This is a genomic window from Microbaculum mangrovi (assembly GCF_051390635.1).
In the GTDB taxonomy this organism is placed as follows: domain Bacteria; phylum Pseudomonadota; class Alphaproteobacteria; order Rhizobiales; family Tepidamorphaceae; genus Microbaculum.
Map to the genome: position 1 here is coordinate 13,751 of NZ_JBPODT010000005.1, position 17,681 is coordinate 31,431.

Genomic DNA, 17,681 nt, shown 5'->3' on the forward strand with positions numbered 1-17,681 from the left:
CTCAGTCGACGCTGGTGACGAGTTTCAGCCCGCCGTTTTCGACCTGCACGATCGCCACGCTGGTGCCGCCGTCGCCGCCATTGGCGTAGCTGTAGGTGGTGCCGACGCCCTTGTAGCCGTCGATACCGCGCAGCTCGGCCACCAGCGCCGCGCGGTCGGTGCCGACCTTGGCGATCGCGTCGGCCAGCATCTTCACGCCGTCATAGTATTCGGCCGCGGCGAAATCCGGGTTCATGTCGTAGGCGCTGCGATAGCGCTCGACCCATTCGGCATGGGCGGGATCGGCCACGGGCAGCGAGTCCACGGTGCCATAGATTCCCTCTGCCGCCTCCGGGGCGTAGGCCGCGAGGGTCGAGGGCAGCACGCCCGAGTTCGACACGATCACGGCGCCGTCGAACCCGAGCTGGCGGATCTGCTGGACGATGACCAGATGGTTCGGCGGATCGCCGGCCACGATGATCGCCTCGGCCCCGGCGTTCTTGATCCGCAGAATCTGCGCCGTCACGTCGCGGTCGACGCTCTCGAAGCTTTCCACCGCGACCGGCGTCTTGCCTTCCTCGGCGAGCTGTTCCTCGATCATACGGATCCAGCCGTTGCCGTATTCGTTGTTCAGCCGCAGGACAGCGATCTTCTCCAGGCCCAGGTTTTTGGTGGCGAAGCGGGCGGCGGCTTTAGCCACGAGGATATCGCTGGTGCGGACGCGGAACAGCGCCTCGGTGCCCTTCGCATCCGCCGCCAGCTGCGGCGAGGCCCCGCCGGTGAACGTCGGGATGCCCTCGTCCTCGATCATGCCCATCTGCGACATGACGAAGCCGCTGATCGTCGTGTTCATGATCGCCACCGGCTCGATCGAGACGATGCGATTGAAGGCGTTGATCGCACCGGTCTGCTCACTGCCGGTGTCCTCGATCACCAGGACGAGCTTGTCGCCGTTGATGCCGCCGGCCCCGTTGATCTCCTCGATCGCCATGCGCGTGCCGTGGATCAGCGACGCCTCGCCCCCGGCGAAGGGGCCGGTTGTGGCGATGACCATGCCGAGGTTGATGTCCTCAGCCTGGGCCAGCGCCGGTAGCATGCCGGCTCCCAGAGCCAGCGCAGAGATGATTGTCTTGATCGTGTTCATCAAAGTCTCCCTTGTTGCCGTGGATCCATGCCTTCGCGGCATTGTTAGTGGCGCACCGTGACAGGCGTCCTCGCCCGGCCGGCCGCAGGTCGTCAGGCCGGCCCGGACAGAGGCGCGGAGGACTGGAGTGTCGCCGATTGGGGCATCGCCGATTGAGATGCAGCCGATTGAGATGCAGCCGACTGGGATGCAGCTGACTGGGGCGGGGCGAGAACCTTGCCCGGGTTGAGGATGCCCCTCGGGTCGAGCGCGCGCTTCAGCCGCGCCATAACGTCGAGTTCCGAAGGGCTGCGGGTCAGATGCAGATAGTCCCGTTTGATCGTGCCGATGCCGTGCTCGGCCGAGATGGTTCCGCCATACCGGCTGACGGCCTCGAACACCAGGTCACACAGCGCATCATGCGGCTGATGCGCCCCGGCCGACGGCACGTTCACCACCAGGTGCAGGTTGCTGTCGCCGATATGGCCGTAGCTCAGCGCATGGACGTCCGGCCAGTGGCGGGCGAGCGCGGCTTCGATCTCGGCCACGAAGGCGCCGGCGTCGCCGGTCGGGATGCCGATGTCGAAGCCGGTCAGCGGCCCCATCAGGCGGCCGTATTCCGAGACGCTCTCGCGCACGGCCCAGAGCTCGGTCGTCTCGCGTTCTGACTTGGGCAGAACCGCATCGGCGATATGGCCGGCGTCGATCTCTGCCGCCAGCAGGTCCTCCAGCGACTGGCGGGCCTGCCCCGCCGGCCCGCTGGCCTCGATCAGCACATAGACCCCGTGGCGCCCGGCAAGCGAACGCCGCAACTCCGGCAGGCCGTCGCACATGAAATCGTAGAAGCTGGGCCACATCACCTCGAAGGAGGTCAGCGCCGCCCCGAGCGTCGACCGGGCCGCCTTCAGAAGCCCGATCACGCCGGCGAAATCGGCACAGCCGCAGAAGGCCGAGCAGAAGCTCTGCGGCTGCGCGTGCAGCCGAAGCACCGCCCGGGTCACGACGCCGAGCGTTCCCTCGGAGCCGATCAGCAGCTGTTTCAGATCGTAGCCCGCGTTGTTCTTCAGAAGCTTGTTCAGCGACGTGACGATGGTTCCGTCGGACAACACCGCCTCGATCCCCAGAACGTTCTCGCGCGTCATGCCGTAGCGGATCACGCGGTTGCCCCCGGCATTGGTCGAGATGACGCCGCCGACCTGACAGGAATCGCGCGCGCCCAGATCCACGGCCAGGAAGAGACCGGCCTGCTCGCAGGCCCGCTGTACCTCGCCCAGGGTGGCGCCGGCCTCCACCGTGACCGTCGCCATGACCTCGTCGATCTCTTCGATGGCGGTCATGCGGTCGAGCGACAGCGCCACGCCCCCCGCCACCGGCTGCGCGCCGCCGACAAGCCCGGTCATGCCGCCCTGCGGAACCACGCTTATCCCCAGCCGGCTGCACAGCCGCAGGGCACGGGACACGTCCTCGGTCGTGCGGGGACGGATGACCGCGATCGGCGTCACGGCCTGCTCGGAGAGCCAGTCGCGCCGATACCGTTCCGGAATCTCGGCGCCGAAGGTCGCCAGATCCCCGAGCTCTTCGCTCAAAACGGTGCGGATTTCGTCTTCCATGAAAAAGGCCTTGTCGATTCGTCCAATCGCGTGCTGGAATAGTTCAGCACCATTTTTGGTATGAAGACAATACCAAAATTAATCGGAGAAATACCCATGACCGATAAACTTGCCGGCCGGGTTGCCCTTGTCACGGGCGCCGCTCAGGGGCTGGGGCTGGCGATCGCCCGTGCCTTTCACGAGCAGGGAGCCTCGGTCCTGCTTACCGATGTGAACCCGGCGGTGAGGGATGTCGCGACCCAGCTCGATGCGGGCGCCGGCCGCAGCCGGGGCGCGGTGCAGGACGTGCGCGACGAGGCGCTCTGGCAGGAGTTGGCGGCGGGCCTGGTGCGCGACCGGGGCAGCCTCGACATCCTGGTCAACAACGCCGCGCTGACCATCTCGAAGCCACTCTGGGACATTCCCGCCGCCGAATGGGATGACGTGATGGCCGTCAATCTGCGCGGCACCTTCTTCGGCTGCCGCGCCGCCGGACGGATCATGCGCGAAGCGGGCCGGGGACGGATCATCAACATCAGCTCGCTGGCCGGCCAGCGCGGCGGCGTGGTGGCCGGCGGCCATTACTCCGCCTCGAAGGCCGGGATCGTGGTGCTCGGCAAGTGCTTCGCGGCGGAGCTCGCCGCCAGCAACGTCACGGTGAACACCATCGCCCCCGCCGCCATCGAGGGACCGATCACCCGCGTCATGCCGGCCGACAAGGTCGCCGCCATGGCAAAGACCATCCCGGTCGGCCGTCTCGGCGACGACCGCGAGGTGGGGGCCGCCGCGGTCTGGCTGGCGTCCGACGAGGCAGCCTTCGTCACCGGCGCCACCATCGACGTGAACGGCGGCATCAACATGCGCTGATCGGCGCAAAGCGACGAACCGACACTCCACCGAAACAGAAAGGTATCCCATGGCCGTTGAATTCGCCGTGCCCGAAGTCCCCAAGCCCTATCGCGTCATCCTGCTCGGCGCCGCCACCGAAGGCTGGTTCGCCGCCTCCGATGAGGAGCGCCGCGAGAAGGTGCTGCCGCGCTTCAAGGAAATGATCGAGGAATGGGATCAGCTTGGCGCCAAATGTCTGGCGACGCTGGACGACGACCTGTTCATGGTCGGCCAGCCGGGCGCGCCCGACTTCACCTGGTACCTGATCTTCGAGGTGCCCTCGCTGGAGTCCCTGGCCGCGATGATCCAATGCGTGCGCCGCACCTCGAACGGCGTGCGGCTCGACCGCTACATCCGCATCGAGGGACGGCTGGGACGCGCCTTCTTCCTTCTGGAAGGCAAGCACTGATCCTCGCCCCCCGCCCCTTCCTACGGAGACCAGAATGGCGCAACAGCCAACTTCCGCGCCTGCGGCCCTGCGGGCGCGGCTCGGCACCGGACCGGCCCTGCGTGGCCCCTTCGTCTCGATCCCGAGCCCCGTGTCGGTCGAGATCCTCTGCACCGCCAGCCCGGATTTCCTGTGCCTCGAAGGCGAGCATGCCGCCTTGCGCGGCCCCCTGCTGGCCGACATGCTGCGCGCCGCCGATCTGGGCGGGGTGCCGGCGCTGGTCCGGGTACCGGAAGCGATGCCCTGGCTCATCGCCGAGGCCCTCGACGCCGGGGCGTGCGGCATTCTCGCGCCCCGCATCGCCTCGGCGGATCAGGCGCGGGCGGTCGTCCGCGCCGCCCGCTTTCCCCCGGAGGGCCAGCGCGGCGCCGGGCCGGGCCGCGCGACGCGCTACGGCTACGCGGCGGCCCGCTATGTCGAGCAGGCACGCGGCGAAACCCTGGTCGCCGTTCAGATCGAGACGGTCGACGCGATCGCCGAGCTGGACTCCATCCTCGCCGTGCCGGGGATGGATCTGATCTTCATCGGGCCCGGCGATCTCGGCATCAGTCTCGCCGCCGCCGGCCGGCCGGGTCCGGAGGCCCTTGCAGCGGCCATCGACGAGATCGTCGTCCGGACCCGGGCCGCGGGGATCCAGGTGGGTCTATTCACCGCCACCGCCCCGCGGCCCGCCCCCGATCCGCGGCTCGCCCTCTACATCCAGGGCGGCGACGCGATGTTCCTGCAGGCTGCGGCGCAGGCCGCCTTCCAGCCCAAACAGTGACAAACTCCACCCGACACGGAGCTTCCGATGGCCCGGACCTTTGCCTCGCGCCGCGTCGATCGGGCGCTGTCGATCGACGAACTCCGGCATATGGCGCGCCGCCGCCTGCCCGAGGTGGTCTTCGAATATCTCGACGGCGGCGCCGAGGATGAGGTGACGCTGCGGCGAAACCGCGCCGTCTTCGACGACGTCGCCTTTCTGCCCGCCGCGCTGAACGACGTTGCCACGGTGGATGCCACGACCAGCCTGTTCGGCCGGTCCATGGCCTTCCCCTTCGCCGTCGCCCCCACCGGGTTCAACGGCCTCATGCGCCGCGACGGAGATCTGGCGCTGGCGCGCGCTGCGGCGGCGGCGGACATTCCCTTCGCCCAGAGCACGGTGTCGAACGCGCGGATCGAAACCGTCGCCGCCGTACCCGGACTGCGCCACTGGATGCAACTCTATGTCTTCCGCGATCAGGCCTTCATGGAGGCACTACTCGAGCGCGCCGAGCGGGCCGGATGCGAGGCCCTGATCCTGACCGTGGACAGCAATGTCTTCGGCAACCGCGAATGGGACAAGCGGAACTACGCCACGCCGAGCCGCCCCCGCCTGTCGCGCCGCTTCGAGGCGCTGCGCCATCCCGGCTGGGTGAGGGACGTGCTGCTGCCCGGCATTCCCGGCTTCGGCAATCTCGACGAGATCCTGCCCCCCGACCGGCGCGATCTGTCCGGCGCCGCGCACTGGTCGCGCACGCAGATCGACCCGTCGCTTTCGTGGCGCCACCTGGACTGGCTTCGCACCAGATGGCGCGGACCGCTCGTGGTCAAGGGACTGCTTTCGCCTTCGGATGCCGTCCGGGCGCGCGACGCCGGCGCCGACGGCATCGTGCTGTCCAACCACGGCGGGCGGCAGCTCGACGGCGCGGTCGCGCCCCTGCAGATCCTGGCGGAGACGCGCCAGGCACTGGGGTCCGGTACGGTGCTGATGATCGACGGCGGCATTCGCCGGGGCAGCGATATCGCCAAGGCCGTCGCGCTCGGTGCCGACGCCGTACTGTCGGGCCGCGCCCCGCTCTACGGCCTGGCCGCGGGGGGCCACGCGGGCGTGGCCCGGGCCCTCGCGCTTCTGGCCGAGCAATTCACCCGGGTCATGGCGCTGCTCGGTCGTCCGACCGTTGCGGCCCTGACCACCGATTGCCTGCGCGATGTCGCGGATCTGGGTCCTCTGCGTGCCGTGGAAGCGCCCTGCGAGGCCCAGTCGATTCGGGATCGGCCACGCTAGCCCGCCGACCCGCCGAGCGCGGCTTCCAGCCGCCTGGCGTGATCGATCACCAGGGTCGTGAAGGTCTCGTGCCGCGCGCCCACGGCGGCCTCGATGCCGACCATGCCCAGGCTGCCGATCATGCCGTTCGGCCCGAACACGGGCGCGGCCAGGGCGTAGACGCCGTCCAGCATCTCCGACGCGCTGTAGGCGTATCCCTTGGCCCGGATGTCCGCCAGGCTCGCCAGCAGGTCGTCCCGCGCGGTGATCGTCTGCTCCGCCAGCCTGGGAAGGCCGACATCCGCGATCACGGACTCGATGACATCGGGTCTGGAGAACGCCAGGATCACCCGCGCGGATGCGCCGGCATGCAGGGGCACCCTGACGCCCTCCTCGATCGCGAGGTGGATCGGCGTCGCAGGAAGCGCCCGCGCGATCGTAAGCGCCTTGATGCCACGCCGGACCATCAGGTAGCTCGCCTCGCCGGTCTGCTCCGTCAGTTCCTTCAGCACCGGCATGGCGACCGTGCGCAACTCCTGGTCCAGGTCGAAATCGGCGCCCAGCGTCATCGCCTTGAAACCGAGCCGGTAGCGGCGACTTCGTTCGTCGCCGACGACGAAATCCTTGTCGCGCAGGGTGGCGAGAAGGCCGTGGACGACGCTCTTGCTCAGGCCCAGTTCGCGCGCCAGCTCGGTGACGCCCCACTCCCGCGGTTGCGCCGCCATCAGCTCGAGCAGGTCGAGCGCCTTGGCCACGGTGCTGAGCCTGCCCGGTTTGGCGCCGTGCCCCCCCGCGTCCTCCCTGACGGCCAGACTGGCGTCTGCGTTTCGGCCCAATTCCGACATGCATGCTCCGGCAAGATGACAACGACCCGCGCTTTTAAAGCGATTCTAGGCCCGAGAATCTGCCTTGCCAAGCGAAATTGGTCGTCTATTATGAACATTGTTCTGCTATCACGAACAACTAATCAACGTCCTTGGCAAGGGAGAAAGACATGACACGCGCGAACGGATATCTGGCCGACCGCACCGCCATCACCGGACCGATGGCTTGGAAGGGGTCCGACTACGGCGCCAGATCCGAATGGGAGTTCCGGTTCACGCCGCAGCATCTCGCCGAGATCGAGGCGGCCGCCAAGCATCTGGAAGCCCGCGGATTGGCGCTCTCCGAGGTGACCCCCGAAGACTTCCCGCTGCCCACGCTCGGCGCCGAACTGAGGACAATGGACGAGGTCCTGCGCTCGGGCTGCGGCTTCGCGCTGATGACCGGCATCGACGTCGACCGCTATTCCGAAGACGTCATGCGCCTGATCTTCGTGGGCGTCGGATCCTATTTCGGCACCTCGGTGTCGCAGAGCCATCGGGGCGACTATCTCGGCGACGTCATCGACCGCTCGGAGGCCGGCAACGAACGCCCCTATCGCCGCGGCGGCACAATCAGCATGCACCGCGACCCCTCCGACATCGTCGGGCTGTTCTGCCATCGCAACGCCAAGGAGGGCGGGCTGAGTCGCATCGCCTCGGCCGCCACCATCTGGAACACCTTCGTCGCCGAACGGCCCGACCTTCTCGATCCGCTGATCGAGGGCTTCCAGTTCTATCGCCCGACCGCCGACCGGGGCGCCTCCCCGGCCCTCACCCCGGTCAATATCCCCGTCTTTGCCGAGGACGACGACGGGCAGGTCCACTGCTCCTACATCCCCGAGCTCATCCGCAGTGGCGCCCAGCACGACGGCGGCACGCTCGATCCGTGCGCCGAAGACGCGCTGAGCTTCTTCGAGGCGGTGGCCAATCGCGACGGTGTCTTCCTGGACATGGAGTTCCGCCCCGGCGACATGCAGTTCCTGAACGACCGCACCACCGTGCACGGACGCACCGACTACCAGGACTGGCCGGAACTGGCGCGCAAGCGCCATCTCTTTCGGCTCTGGCTCATGTGCCCGCACTGGTCGGCCCCGACCAGACGGCTGCACATCTTCGACCACGCCGACCGCGCCGGCGGCGGCATTCCGAAGGCTGCCTAGGCGACCGCAATCCTGACGATACCCGCGTGACCGGCCGGCAAGGCCGGTCACGCCCCCCGCCTAACCCCCGACGCCTAACCCCCGACGCCTAACCCCGCCGCCTAGCCACCGCCGCCTGGCCCTCACCCGTAGCAGTCACCCGGCCCGGGCCGCCTCGTCGAGCAGTTCGACCACCTCCTGGTCGGAGACCTGGCGGAAGTCGATATAGTGGGCACCGATCGCGTAGAACGCGGCGGGCATCTCCAGACAGACGACCCGGTCGACCTCGCTACGCATCGCCTCAACCGTATCCTCCGGCGCGACCGGAACGGCGAGGATCAGCGCCTTCGGCTTACGCCGCCTCAGCGCCTTCAGCGCCGCCCGCGTCGTCGCCCCGGTGGCAATGCCGTCGTCGACGACGATGACGGTGCGGTTCTCCACCGGCGCCCGCGCGCGCCCCTTCAGGTATTGGTCGCGGCGGCGCTCGATCTCCTTGAGCTCGCGCGCCTCCCCGGCGTCGAGATCGGCCTGGCTGAGGCCGGCGAGCCGCACCACGTCGGTGTTGACCACGAGCTGCGGATCGTCACCGTCGACCACCGCGCCGGCGGCGAGCTCGGGCTGGAACGGCACGCCGATCTTGCGCACCAGCACCAGGTCGAGCGGCGCCTTCAGCGCCCGGGCGATCTCGATCGCCACCGGCAGCCCGCCGCGCGGCAGCGCCAGCACCACCGGATCGGTGAGCGCGGGATCCTCGGCCACGATCCGCGTCAGTTCCGCGGCGAGCTTCTTCCCGGCCTCGGTGCGATCGGCGAACATCACGCGCTCCCGCTGCCGGTCAAATGGGTATCGAACCAGTCGCCGGCGAGCGCGACGACGGCGTCCAGTGTCCCCGGTTCCTCGAACAGATGCGTCGCCCCGGGCACGACCTCCAGGCGCTTTTCGCAAGTGAGTTCGGCGAAGGCCGCCTCGTTCAGCTCGATCACGCCGTGATCGGCCCCGCCGACGATCAGCAGCGTCGCCGCCCGCACCCGGGCGAGCGCCTTGCCGGCGAGATCGGGCCGGCCGCCGCGCGAGACCACCGCCCTGACCGCCTCCGGCATGCCGGCGGCCGCCACCAGCGCCGCCGCCGCGCCGGTGCTGGCGCCGAACAGGCCGAGCGGCAGGGCCGCCGTGTCCGCCTCGCCGTGCGTCCACGCGATCGCCTCGACGACCCGCGCCGCCAGCCTGGGGATGTCGAAGACGTTGCGCCGGTCGGCGGCCTCCTTCTCCGTCAGGAGATCGAACAGCAGCGTGCCGAGGCCGCGGGCGCGCAGCTCGCCGGCGACGAAATTGTTGCGCGGGCTGAACCGCGAGCTGCCGCTACCATGGGCGAACACGACGAGCCCGCCCGCCCCGTCCGGCAGCTCCAGCCGGCCTTCCAGCGCCTTCGGCCCGATCAAGACATTCCGTGCGGTATTGCCCATCGACGACCGTTCCATGGTTGAATGCTCCCATTGGAACCCGGAATCCGCCTTGATGGCAATCAAGGCGCGGGCGGATGCCGGCAGGATAACGAAGAAGCGATGTCCGATTCCGATCATGCGTCCCCGGCCGGCGCCGCGACCAGGCCGCCGTCTATTGCCGACAAGGTCCGCTACCTGAGCGACCCGGCCAGCTATCCGCACCGCCCCCGCGCCGTGCGCGCGGTGGAGACCCACATGTCCTGGGTCTTCCTCGCCGGCCCGCTCGTTTACAAGCTGAAGAAGCCGGTCCGCTATCCCTTCCTCGACTTCGGCACGCTCGCGGCCCGCGAGCATTTCGTCCGCGAGGAGGTGCGTCTCAACCGCCGGCTCGCGCCCGACGTCTATCTCGCCGTCACGCCGCTGTCGCGCGACGCCGCCGGCGCGCTGGCGCTCGGTCCGGGCGTCGCCGTGGTCGACTGGCTCGTCGCCATGCGCCGCCTGCCCGAGCAGCAGATGCTCGACCACCTGATCCGCACCGGCGAGGCAACCGGGCCGATGATCGCGCATCTGGCCGACGTGCTGAGCGATTTCTTCGCTCACGCACCGTCCGAGACACCCTACCCGCATGATTACACCGAGCGCTACCTGGTCGAGCAGGCCGAGACCGCGGCCGTCCTGAGCGACCCCGCCTATCGCTTCGACGGCGCCCGCGTCGAGGCGGCGTTCGCCCGCTTCGACGCGGCCTTCGCGGCCGCCCACCCCCTGATCGAGGCGCGCATTCGCGCGGGCCGCATCATCGAGGGCCACGGCGACCTGCGGCCCGAGCACGTCTGCCTGGACGAGCCGGTGGCGATCATCGATTGCCTCGAGTTCAACCGCGACCTGCGCCTGCTCGATCCGTTCGAGGAGATCGCGTTCCTCGGCCTCGAATGCGCGCGCGACGGGGCGGACTGGATCTTCCCGTTGCTGCTGGAGCGCTGCGCCGATGCCCTGGACGACCGCCCGCCGGCGCCGCTGATCCGCTTCTACTGGATCTATCGCGCCCTGCTGCGCGCCCGCCTGTCGCTGGTCCACCTGGCGGAACCGACCCCGCGCACGCCGGAGAAATGGCGCCCCCTCGCCTGGCGCTATGTCGCGCTGGCCGAGCGCGAGGACATCGTCCCGACCCCGTTCAATCCATAAGCCCGGTTCAATCCGTAGGCCCAGCTCAATCCATATGCCGGGTTCAGTCCATCGGCCCGGCCAGGCCGCTGATCGAACCGCCGCCGGAAAGCCGGCTGATCGCCTTGGCCACCGCCGGCGCCGCCGACACGATCTCGACCCGGTCGCGCGCCTCTCCACCCAGGCGGAACGGCGGCACCGTATCGCTGACGATGATGCCCGACAGCGCCGGGTCGGCAAGCGTCTCGGCGGCATGGCCGGTGAACAGCCCGTGCGCGGCAAGCGCCCGGACATCGGCCGCGCCGTGCGCGCGGCAGGCCTGCGCGGCGCGCGCCATCGTTCCGCCCGAGGCGATGATGTCGTCGACGACGAGCACCCGCGCGCCGGCGACCTCGCCCACCAGCAGGTCGCCGCTGACGACGCCGGCGCTGCGCCGCTTCTCCATGAAGGCCTGCCCCACCGGCCGGCCGATGCGCGCCTCCAGCGCCTCGCGGAAGAGCTGCGCCCGCTTGACCCCGCCGGGATCGGGCGAGCCGACGACGATATCGCCCTCGGCCAGCGCCGCGGCCCGATCGAGGAAGACCGATCTGAGATCGAGATGCACGCTCTGGCAGCGGAAGGCGTTCTGGAAGGCGACGACATTGTGCACCTCCAGCGTCATCACCCGGTCGACGCCGACGGCCTCGAAGAGCTGCGCCACGTAGCGCGTCGTCACCGGATCGCGCGGCTTGGTCTGCCGGTCCTTGCGGGCATAGGCCAGATAGGGGACGACGGCGGTGACCCGCGCCGCGCCGTTCTCGCGCAGCGCCGCCAGGAAGAACAGCAGCCGCACCAGCTTGTCGTTCGGGCTTTCGTCCGGCCCGCCGTGCAGGCTCTGGATCACATAGGCATCGGCCCCGCGCGCGCTGACGAGCGGGCGCGCCTTGTGCTCGCCGTCCTCGAAGGCGCGCTCCTCGTGCGCGTCGAGATCGACGCCGATTGCGGCGGCGACGCTTTCGCCGAAGGCGCGCGAGGCATTCAGCGCGAACAGACGCATGAGACAGTCCCCAACTGGTGATCAGCGGCCATGGTAACCGATCAGCTCCGCCGCCTCGATTTCAATGGAGCGGGAAATGTGCTGGCAAGCGTCAAGGCTACGGAGGTCCTCCAGGCAACGGGGCGGGATGCGGAAAACCGCGCGCGGGACCGCGCGATACGGTATTCCTCTGTCACCACCATTCAACGACGTTCTCCGTCCATGTTGCAAATCGTCCCTGTGTTCGAGGTCCTGGCGCTGCTGGCGCTGGCGAACGTCAGCCCGATCGCGGCCAAGCGGATCATGGGAGACCGGTTGTCGCGGCCGCTCGACGGCGGGATGCGCCTTTTCGACGGGCAAGCGCTTTTCGGCGCCTCCAAGACCATCCGCGGCCTCGTTGTCGCGCTCGCCGCGACGATGCTCGGCGCCGTCCTGCTCGGCGAGCCGTGGACCCTCGGTCTGGCGATCGGGGCGGCCTCGATGGCGGGAGACCTCGCGTCGAGTTTCATCAAGCGCCGGCTGGGCCTTCCCCCCAGCGCGCGGGCGACCGGCCTCGACCAGATACCCGAGGCGCTGCTGCCCGCGCTCGCCGCCATACCGCTGCTCGGCCTCACCTGGCCGGATGTGGCGCTGACGGTCGTGTTGTTCTGGCTGGGCGGGGTGGTCCTGTCGAAGTGGCTATTCCGGCTGGGCTTCCGCGACGAGCCGCACTGAGGCTCAGCGCGCCACCTCCAGGCGATGCAAGGTGATTTCCGGCGCGCAGTTGAACCGCACCGGCACAATAGACGTGCCCGCGCCCCGCGAGGTGTAGCCGGCCATGCCATGATGCGCCCACGCGCCCGCCCCGAGCCGGCGCGGCAGCTCCGAATCCAGGGTGACCGGTATGCCGCCAGGCAGGCATATCTGGCCGCCGTGGGTATGGCCGCACAGCATCATGTCGAATCCGGCATGCGCCGCCTGGCGATAGATTTCCGGGGTGTGCGCCAGCAGGATCGAGAATTCGTCGTCCGGCACGGCGGCAACCGCCTTCTCAATGTTCTCGGCGCGGTAGAAATGCGGATCGTCGACACCGACGACGTGGATCCGCGCGCCCTCCCGCTCGATCGCCGCCGCCTCGTTCATCAGCATGCGGATGCCGAGGTCCTCGAGGTCCGGCACCATGCGCACCGTGTCGTGGTTGCCGAGGATGCCGAACACCGGCGTCGGTATCGCCGGCAGCAGTTCGGCGACGATCTTGACCGCGGGGCCGTGCGGACCGTGCGTGGGCCCGCGATAATCGCCCGTCAGGACGCAGAGATCGTAGGTGAGGCCGCCGATCATCTCGCGCACCCGCGCCATCGCCCGCAGGCTGGCATCGCCGTGCAGATCGCTCAGCTGCAGCACCGTATAGCCGTCGAAGGCGGCCGGCAGCACGGCGGATCTGACGATGTTCTCGCGCAGGACGACGCGGGTGGCATTGCGCTTTCCCCGCCAATACAGCCCGGTGGCCTTCAGGCCATATTCGACGGCGAGCGCGAACAGCCGCGAGTTTTCCAGATGGAAGAAATTGCGGCCGTATCCGAAGATCTGGGCCTCGTGATCCGTCTCCACGCCCAGGCGCTGGCGCGCGTGCAGTCGTCCGAGCCGCGTCTCGAGGCGGGAAAGATCGGGGTCGTTCAACGTTATCGGTCCGATATGCGGCGGTGGCTTTGGGGTGCCAAGGCCGAAGCCGGCCCTCCTCATATAGGCGATTATCGGGAAAAATGCTTGCCCGGCGGGATCGGCTTTCTGGGCGAGTATCCCACTTGCCCCCTTGGCCGAGGAGGAGACCGGCAATGACCACGCTTACTCATGACGAGGTCCGCAAACTGCGCCGCGAAATTTCCGGCCGCAGGATCGCCGGTATCCTATCGACCGGCGCCACCATCCAGGACCTCTAGATCGCGCCGCCCCTTCGCCCGCCCCCCGATCGTGGAGCGTCACCGGCGAGTCCCCGCGCACGACCCGGGCGTCTCGATTGAGCCGCCGCAGCGCACCCTCACAGCTCGTTTCGCGCCTCCCAGCTCTCACCGATGACAATCGACGGAACAGCGCGATTGACCTCGACCGGTCCAAATTGCAAACAGGATGACGTAACGAGGCAGAACCGGATTATCGGTGTGACCGCACGGCCTTTGACATTCCTCGCGGCACAAGCCGCATCCTCTCCTGTCGCGAGGCCATGATGTTCGAGCCGCTCCTCACCGATGTCGAGGGCTTCGTCCGCGCCCACGGCCCGGTCGCGGCCGGCGCGATCATCTTTCTGGAATCCTTCGGTGCCCCTCTCCCGGGCGAATCGCTGCTGGTTCTGTCCGGAACACTTGCCGCGCGCGGCGAGATATCCTTGATCGCGCTGCTTGTCTGGGCATGGTGCGGCGCCGTCCTCGGTGACAGCGTCGGCTTTCTCGTCGGGCGCACGCTCGGCCGCACCCTGATCCTCCATCACGGACGCCGCATCGGCCTCACCCACGAACGGTTCGCCAAGGTCGAAGCCGTCTTCACCCGCTACGGCCCGATCGCCGTCGTCTTTGCCCGCTTCTTCGATATCCTGCGGCAACTGAACGGCCTTGTCGCCGGCGCCGCCGGCATGCCGTTCCCCCGATTTCTGCTGTTCAACGTGATCGGCGGCTTCCTTTGGGTCGGTACCTGGGGGCTCGGCGCCTGGTACTTCGCCGGCCATGTCTCCAGCCTCTCCGACCTTGCGCATCGCCTTGGCCCCTGGGGGATCGCTGCGGCCGTCGCTACGGCGCTCGGCGCCGTCGGCCTGGTCCTGCTCCTTGCCAGAACGGTGACATCATCGGTCCCGACCGACCGCCCCTGATCCGCTGTTCCGCGCGAAATGGCCTGCCCTCGTCCCGCCTGGAATTCCTGTCTATTGTGACCGTCGATTCGGAAGGAGAGCGCCCATGACAGCGCGCCGCGGGCGATTTGCGGTGATTTTCACGATCCTGGCCGTCCTGGCGGTATCCCTGCCGGCGCACGGCTTCGCGCAGACCGACGGCGCACAGGCCGGCACGGCCGAGCAACCGCAAACCGGCACCGCGCTCTCGGCACCGGCGGCGGCGCAATCCGCGATCGGCCAGCGGGCCGACGCCTGGAAGCTCAACCTCGACAACACCCTGCTCGCCATTCAGCGCGACGGCGTGACGGATGAGGAGCTCGCGGCCGCTCGGACCGCGGCTGAGCAGATCATCGAGCAGGCACGCGCCCTGGCCACCCAGATCGAGCCCGATGTCGCAGCGATCCAGGCGCGGCTCGATCAACTCGGTCCGGCGCCCGGGGAAAACGATCCGCCGGAGACAGCAGACATTGCCGAACGGCGCAGGGCGGAGACAGCCGCACTGGCGGCGGCGGACGCCGCCCTGAAGAAGGTCCGGCTCGCCATCATCCAGGCGGAGCAGGTCGTTCGCGACGTTGCCGCCGAGCGACGCGACCGCTTCTCCCGGTCGCTTTCGGTGCGCAACCACAGCATCCTCAATCCGTCTTTCTGGATTGATGGCCTGCAGGACGTTCCGAAAGTCACGCGCGGCTTTACCCTGCTGATCACCGATTCCTGGGCGGTCGCTGTCTCTCGAATGAATGTCGAATCGGCGCTTGTCATCGCCGTGGCATTCGTCGTTGCGATCGTGATCGGCGTCTTCGTGCGCCGGTTCATGCGTAAGTTCGCCCCGCCGATCGGCGAAGCCGACCACGAGGTGCCGCGTCTGCAGAAGCTGTCCCGCGCGGTTCTCGTAATGGTGACGGACGGCATCCTGCCGGTGGTCGCCATCGCGGTGGTCTATCTGGCGCTGGATTCCAGTGGTCTGCTGACCCCGCGCCTGATCGAGCTGAACCGCGGCTTGTTCGCCGCCGTCGCCAGCTTCAGCTTCCTGTTCGGTCTGGCCCGCGGCATCTGCGCGCCATTGCGGCCGGCCTGGCGCCCCATCAACCTGTCCGATACCGCTGCAGCCCAGACCGTCGCATCGGTGACCCTGATTGCCGCCGTCCTCGCCATCGGCGGCTATCTGGAGACGGCCAACGACGTGCTGGTCGCACCGGTTTCGGTCGAGATCGTAAAGCGCGCTCTGGCCGCTCTATCGATCGCCGCCTTGATAGCGAGCGCATTGCGTCGGATTGGTGCCGCGTGGCGCGAGATCCCCATCGGCGGGACCGCCCAGACCAGCATTATCTGGCAATGGATACACCGCGTCGTCTGGCTTTCGGTCTTCGCCATCTTCGCGGCACTGATCGCGGGATTCATCGCGCTCGCCAACTTCCTCGCCATCCAGCTCGTACTGGCCGGCGCCGTGTTCGCGATCGTTTGGCTGCTGCTCGGACTGATAGAAGAAACAGTCAACGCCGTTCTGGTTCCCACCAGTCGCATCGGCAGCTTCGTCTCGTCGGCCTTCGGCATCAGCGAGAGCGGCGTCATGCAGATCGCATTGGTGGCAAGCGGCCTGCTGCGCATCCTGGTCGTCATCTTCGGCGCCGTTCTGGTTATGCTGCCCTGGGGCTTCGACACGGGCCAGTGGAACCAGTGGATCCAGAAGGCCTTCTTCGGCTTCAGGATTGGCGGCGTGACGATCTCGCTGTCGTCGATCCTCGGCGCGCTGATCGTACTCGTCATCGGCCTGGTGGCGACGCGGGCGGTCCAGAGCTGGCTTGGCAATCGCTTCCTGCCCAATACGCAGCTCGATCTGGGCTTGCGCAATTCGATCCGGACCATTGCGGGTTACGCCGGCGTCATCCTCGCCGCGATCCTCTCCGTCACCTATATGGGCCTCAACCTGGAGAACGTCGCCCTGCTGGCCGGTGCCCTGTCCGTCGGCATCGGTTTCGGTCTCCAGTCGATCGTCAGCAACTTCGTTTCAGGGCTTATCCTTCTCGCCGAGCGCCCGATAAAGGAAGGCGACTGGATCGTCGTCGGCGCCGAACAGGGCAATGTCCGGAAAATATCCATCCGCTCGACCGAGATAGAGACCTTCGATCGTGCGACCGTCATCGTCCCCAATTCCGACCTGATAACCGGTACCGTCAAGAACTGGATGCATTCCAACATGATGGGCCGTGTCGTCATTCCCATCGGGGTGAGCTATGGCGCCGACCCGGAGAAAGTGCGCGATATCCTGCTCGATATCGCCCGGGGGCATCCCGATGTTCTCGCCTATCCCGAGCCACGGGTCTTTTTCATGGATTTCGGCGACTCCTCGCTGGTGTTCAACCTCTTTGCCTATATCGGCGACGTGAACACCTCGCTGACCGTGCGCAGCGACTTCCGGTTCGAGATCCTGAAGCGCTTCCGCGAGGCCAGCATCGAAATTCCGTTCCCGCAGCGCGACATCAACCTGCGCGACATCGACCGGCTCGAGGACGCGATCGGCGGGCGCTCCCGCACAACGGAGAAACCGGCCGAATGATCCCGTTTGCGCGCGCGTTCATTCTGCGGCTGGTAATAGCGGCGGTCGTGCCGGCATTGCTGACCGGCTGCTTCGGCCCGGACTCCGGGTCCCGGTCACCGCTCTACGCGAACCTCGCCGAAGTCGCCGGCGACCTCGACGAGGACTCAGCACTCGGCATGATCAACGCCTATCGCGCCAATAACGGTCTGTCGGAGGTCACTGTCGACGACAGGCTGAACGCCCTCGCGCGCGGTTACGCCCGCGATCTCGCGGCAGCCGCCAGCAAAGGTGCTGCGATCCGGCCCGACGGGAAGCTGGAAGCGCGGCTCGCCGCAGCCGGATACGAGACCGCAGAGGTCAAGGAATCGGTCAGCGCCGGCTACTACACGTTGGCCGAGGCGTTTTCCGGCTGGCGCGACAGCGAACCACACCGGGACACAATGCTGTTCGAGCCCGCCAAGAACCTCGGCATTGCCGCGGTCTATCTGCCCGGCACCAAATACAAGGTCTACTGGGTGCTGATCATGGCCAAGCCCGCCTAAACCCGCCGGCCCAGCAGTTTGTAACCCGGAACGTTGCAATAAACCGCTCCGGTTTCTACGATCCGGCCGCCTCTTACGATGAAGGCGCGCC

The 17,681-nt window shown here is 68.0% G+C and carries 17 protein-coding genes; 10 read left to right on the forward strand and 7 right to left on the reverse strand.

Annotated elements, in window-relative coordinates; translation table 11 throughout:
- Position 1 precedes the first annotated feature (1 nt).
- Entirely contained in the window at positions 2 to 1,123 is a 1,122-nt protein-coding gene (locus tag ACSF9G_RS20775) for an ABC transporter substrate-binding protein (RefSeq protein WP_436644060.1), read from the reverse strand.
- Between the two features lie 92 nt (positions 1,124 to 1,215).
- On the reverse strand, positions 1,216 to 2,712 hold the full coding sequence (locus ACSF9G_RS20780; protein ID WP_436644061.1) for an FAD-binding oxidoreductase: 1,497 nt from the start codon (positions 2,710 to 2,712) through the stop codon (positions 1,216 to 1,218).
- A 96-nt stretch (positions 2,713 to 2,808) separates the two neighbouring features.
- Here ACSF9G_RS20780 and ACSF9G_RS20785 point away from each other — a divergent pair, with 96 nt between their 5' ends.
- From ACSF9G_RS20785 to ACSF9G_RS20800, 4 genes are read left to right on the forward strand one after another with little or no spacing between them, the layout of a single operon-like run.
- On the forward strand, positions 2,809 to 3,558 hold the full coding sequence (locus ACSF9G_RS20785; protein ID WP_436644062.1) for an SDR family oxidoreductase: 750 nt from the start codon (positions 2,809 to 2,811) through the stop codon (positions 3,556 to 3,558).
- A 49-nt stretch (positions 3,559 to 3,607) separates the two neighbouring features.
- Positions 3,608 to 3,988, forward strand: a complete 381-nt coding sequence (locus ACSF9G_RS20790; protein WP_261618166.1) for a hypothetical protein — start codon at positions 3,608 to 3,610, stop codon at positions 3,986 to 3,988.
- Between the two features lie 34 nt (positions 3,989 to 4,022).
- The gene (locus ACSF9G_RS20795; RefSeq protein WP_436644063.1) at positions 4,023 to 4,790 is read left to right on the forward strand and encodes an HpcH/HpaI aldolase family protein; all 768 of its coding nucleotides are present in this window, start codon (positions 4,023 to 4,025) and stop codon (positions 4,788 to 4,790) included.
- 27 nt (positions 4,791 to 4,817) lie between these two features.
- Positions 4,818 to 6,053 carry an alpha-hydroxy acid oxidase gene (locus tag ACSF9G_RS20800; RefSeq protein ID WP_436644064.1) on the forward strand — a complete coding sequence of 412 codons (1,236 nt, stop codon included), beginning with the start codon at positions 4,818 to 4,820 and terminating at the stop codon, positions 6,051 to 6,053.
- On the opposite strand, the gene ACSF9G_RS20805 is transcribed toward ACSF9G_RS20800, so the two are convergent.
- Positions 6,050 to 6,877 carry an IclR family transcriptional regulator gene (locus ACSF9G_RS20805; protein WP_436644065.1) on the reverse strand — a complete coding sequence of 276 codons (828 nt, stop codon included), beginning with the start codon at positions 6,875 to 6,877 and terminating at the stop codon, positions 6,050 to 6,052. The two genes, ACSF9G_RS20800 and ACSF9G_RS20805, sit on opposite strands and share 4 nt — an antisense overlap.
- A 149-nt stretch (positions 6,878 to 7,026) precedes the next feature.
- Between ACSF9G_RS20805 and ACSF9G_RS20810 the strand changes: the two genes are divergently transcribed.
- Positions 7,027 to 8,055, forward strand: a complete 1,029-nt coding sequence (locus ACSF9G_RS20810; RefSeq protein WP_436644066.1) for a TauD/TfdA family dioxygenase — start codon at positions 7,027 to 7,029, stop codon at positions 8,053 to 8,055.
- A 135-nt stretch (positions 8,056 to 8,190) separates the two neighbouring features.
- Here the strand turns inward: ACSF9G_RS20810 and ACSF9G_RS20815 are convergent, their stop codons facing one another.
- Together ACSF9G_RS20815 and ACSF9G_RS20820 are read right to left on the reverse strand one after the other, a co-directional pair.
- Entirely contained in the window at positions 8,191 to 8,850 is a 660-nt protein-coding gene (locus ACSF9G_RS20815; RefSeq protein WP_436644067.1) for a phosphoribosyltransferase, read from the reverse strand.
- Positions 8,850 to 9,512 (reverse strand): dienelactone hydrolase family protein, encoded by a 663-nt coding sequence (locus tag ACSF9G_RS20820; protein WP_436644068.1) that lies wholly within the window; start codon positions 9,510 to 9,512, stop codon positions 8,850 to 8,852. The genes ACSF9G_RS20815 and ACSF9G_RS20820 overlap by 1 nt, the downstream gene beginning before the upstream one ends.
- A gap of 84 nt (positions 9,513 to 9,596) precedes the next feature.
- Here ACSF9G_RS20820 and ACSF9G_RS20825 point away from each other — a divergent pair, with 84 nt between their 5' ends.
- Positions 9,597 to 10,658 carry a hypothetical protein gene (locus ACSF9G_RS20825; RefSeq protein WP_436644069.1) on the forward strand — a complete coding sequence of 354 codons (1,062 nt, stop codon included), beginning with the start codon at positions 9,597 to 9,599 and terminating at the stop codon, positions 10,656 to 10,658.
- Positions 10,659 to 10,701: 43 nt separating this feature from the next.
- Here ACSF9G_RS20825 and ACSF9G_RS20830 read toward each other — a convergent pair whose 3' ends face one another.
- The gene (locus tag ACSF9G_RS20830; protein WP_436644070.1) at positions 10,702 to 11,673 is read right to left on the reverse strand and encodes a ribose-phosphate diphosphokinase; all 972 of its coding nucleotides are present in this window, start codon (positions 11,671 to 11,673) and stop codon (positions 10,702 to 10,704) included.
- A 201-nt stretch (positions 11,674 to 11,874) separates the two neighbouring features.
- On the opposite strand from ACSF9G_RS20830, the gene ACSF9G_RS20835 reads away from it, so the two are divergent.
- Positions 11,875 to 12,366: a CDP-archaeol synthase gene (locus ACSF9G_RS20835; protein WP_436644071.1), complete on the forward strand. Its 492-nt coding sequence runs from the start codon at positions 11,875 to 11,877 to the stop codon at positions 12,364 to 12,366.
- Between the two features lie 3 nt (positions 12,367 to 12,369).
- On the opposite strand, the gene ACSF9G_RS20840 is transcribed toward ACSF9G_RS20835, so the two are convergent.
- On the reverse strand, positions 12,370 to 13,311 hold the full coding sequence (locus ACSF9G_RS20840; RefSeq protein ID WP_436644072.1) for a metallophosphoesterase: 942 nt from the start codon (positions 13,309 to 13,311) through the stop codon (positions 12,370 to 12,372).
- 544 nt (positions 13,312 to 13,855) lie between these two features.
- Here ACSF9G_RS20840 and ACSF9G_RS20845 point away from each other — a divergent pair.
- From ACSF9G_RS20845 to ACSF9G_RS20855, 3 genes are all read left to right on the forward strand, one after another.
- The gene (locus ACSF9G_RS20845) at positions 13,856 to 14,491 is read left to right on the forward strand and encodes a DedA family protein (protein ID WP_436644073.1); all 636 of its coding nucleotides are present in this window, start codon (positions 13,856 to 13,858) and stop codon (positions 14,489 to 14,491) included.
- Between the two features lie 85 nt (positions 14,492 to 14,576).
- Positions 14,577 to 17,066, forward strand: a complete 2,490-nt coding sequence (locus tag ACSF9G_RS20850) for a DUF3772 domain-containing protein (RefSeq protein WP_436644074.1) — start codon at positions 14,577 to 14,579, stop codon at positions 17,064 to 17,066.
- Entirely contained in the window at positions 17,063 to 17,590 is a 528-nt protein-coding gene (locus ACSF9G_RS20855) for a CAP domain-containing protein (RefSeq protein WP_436644075.1), read from the forward strand. The genes ACSF9G_RS20850 and ACSF9G_RS20855 overlap by 4 nt, the downstream gene beginning before the upstream one ends.
- The last annotated feature ends 91 nt before the right edge of the window (positions 17,591 to 17,681 follow it).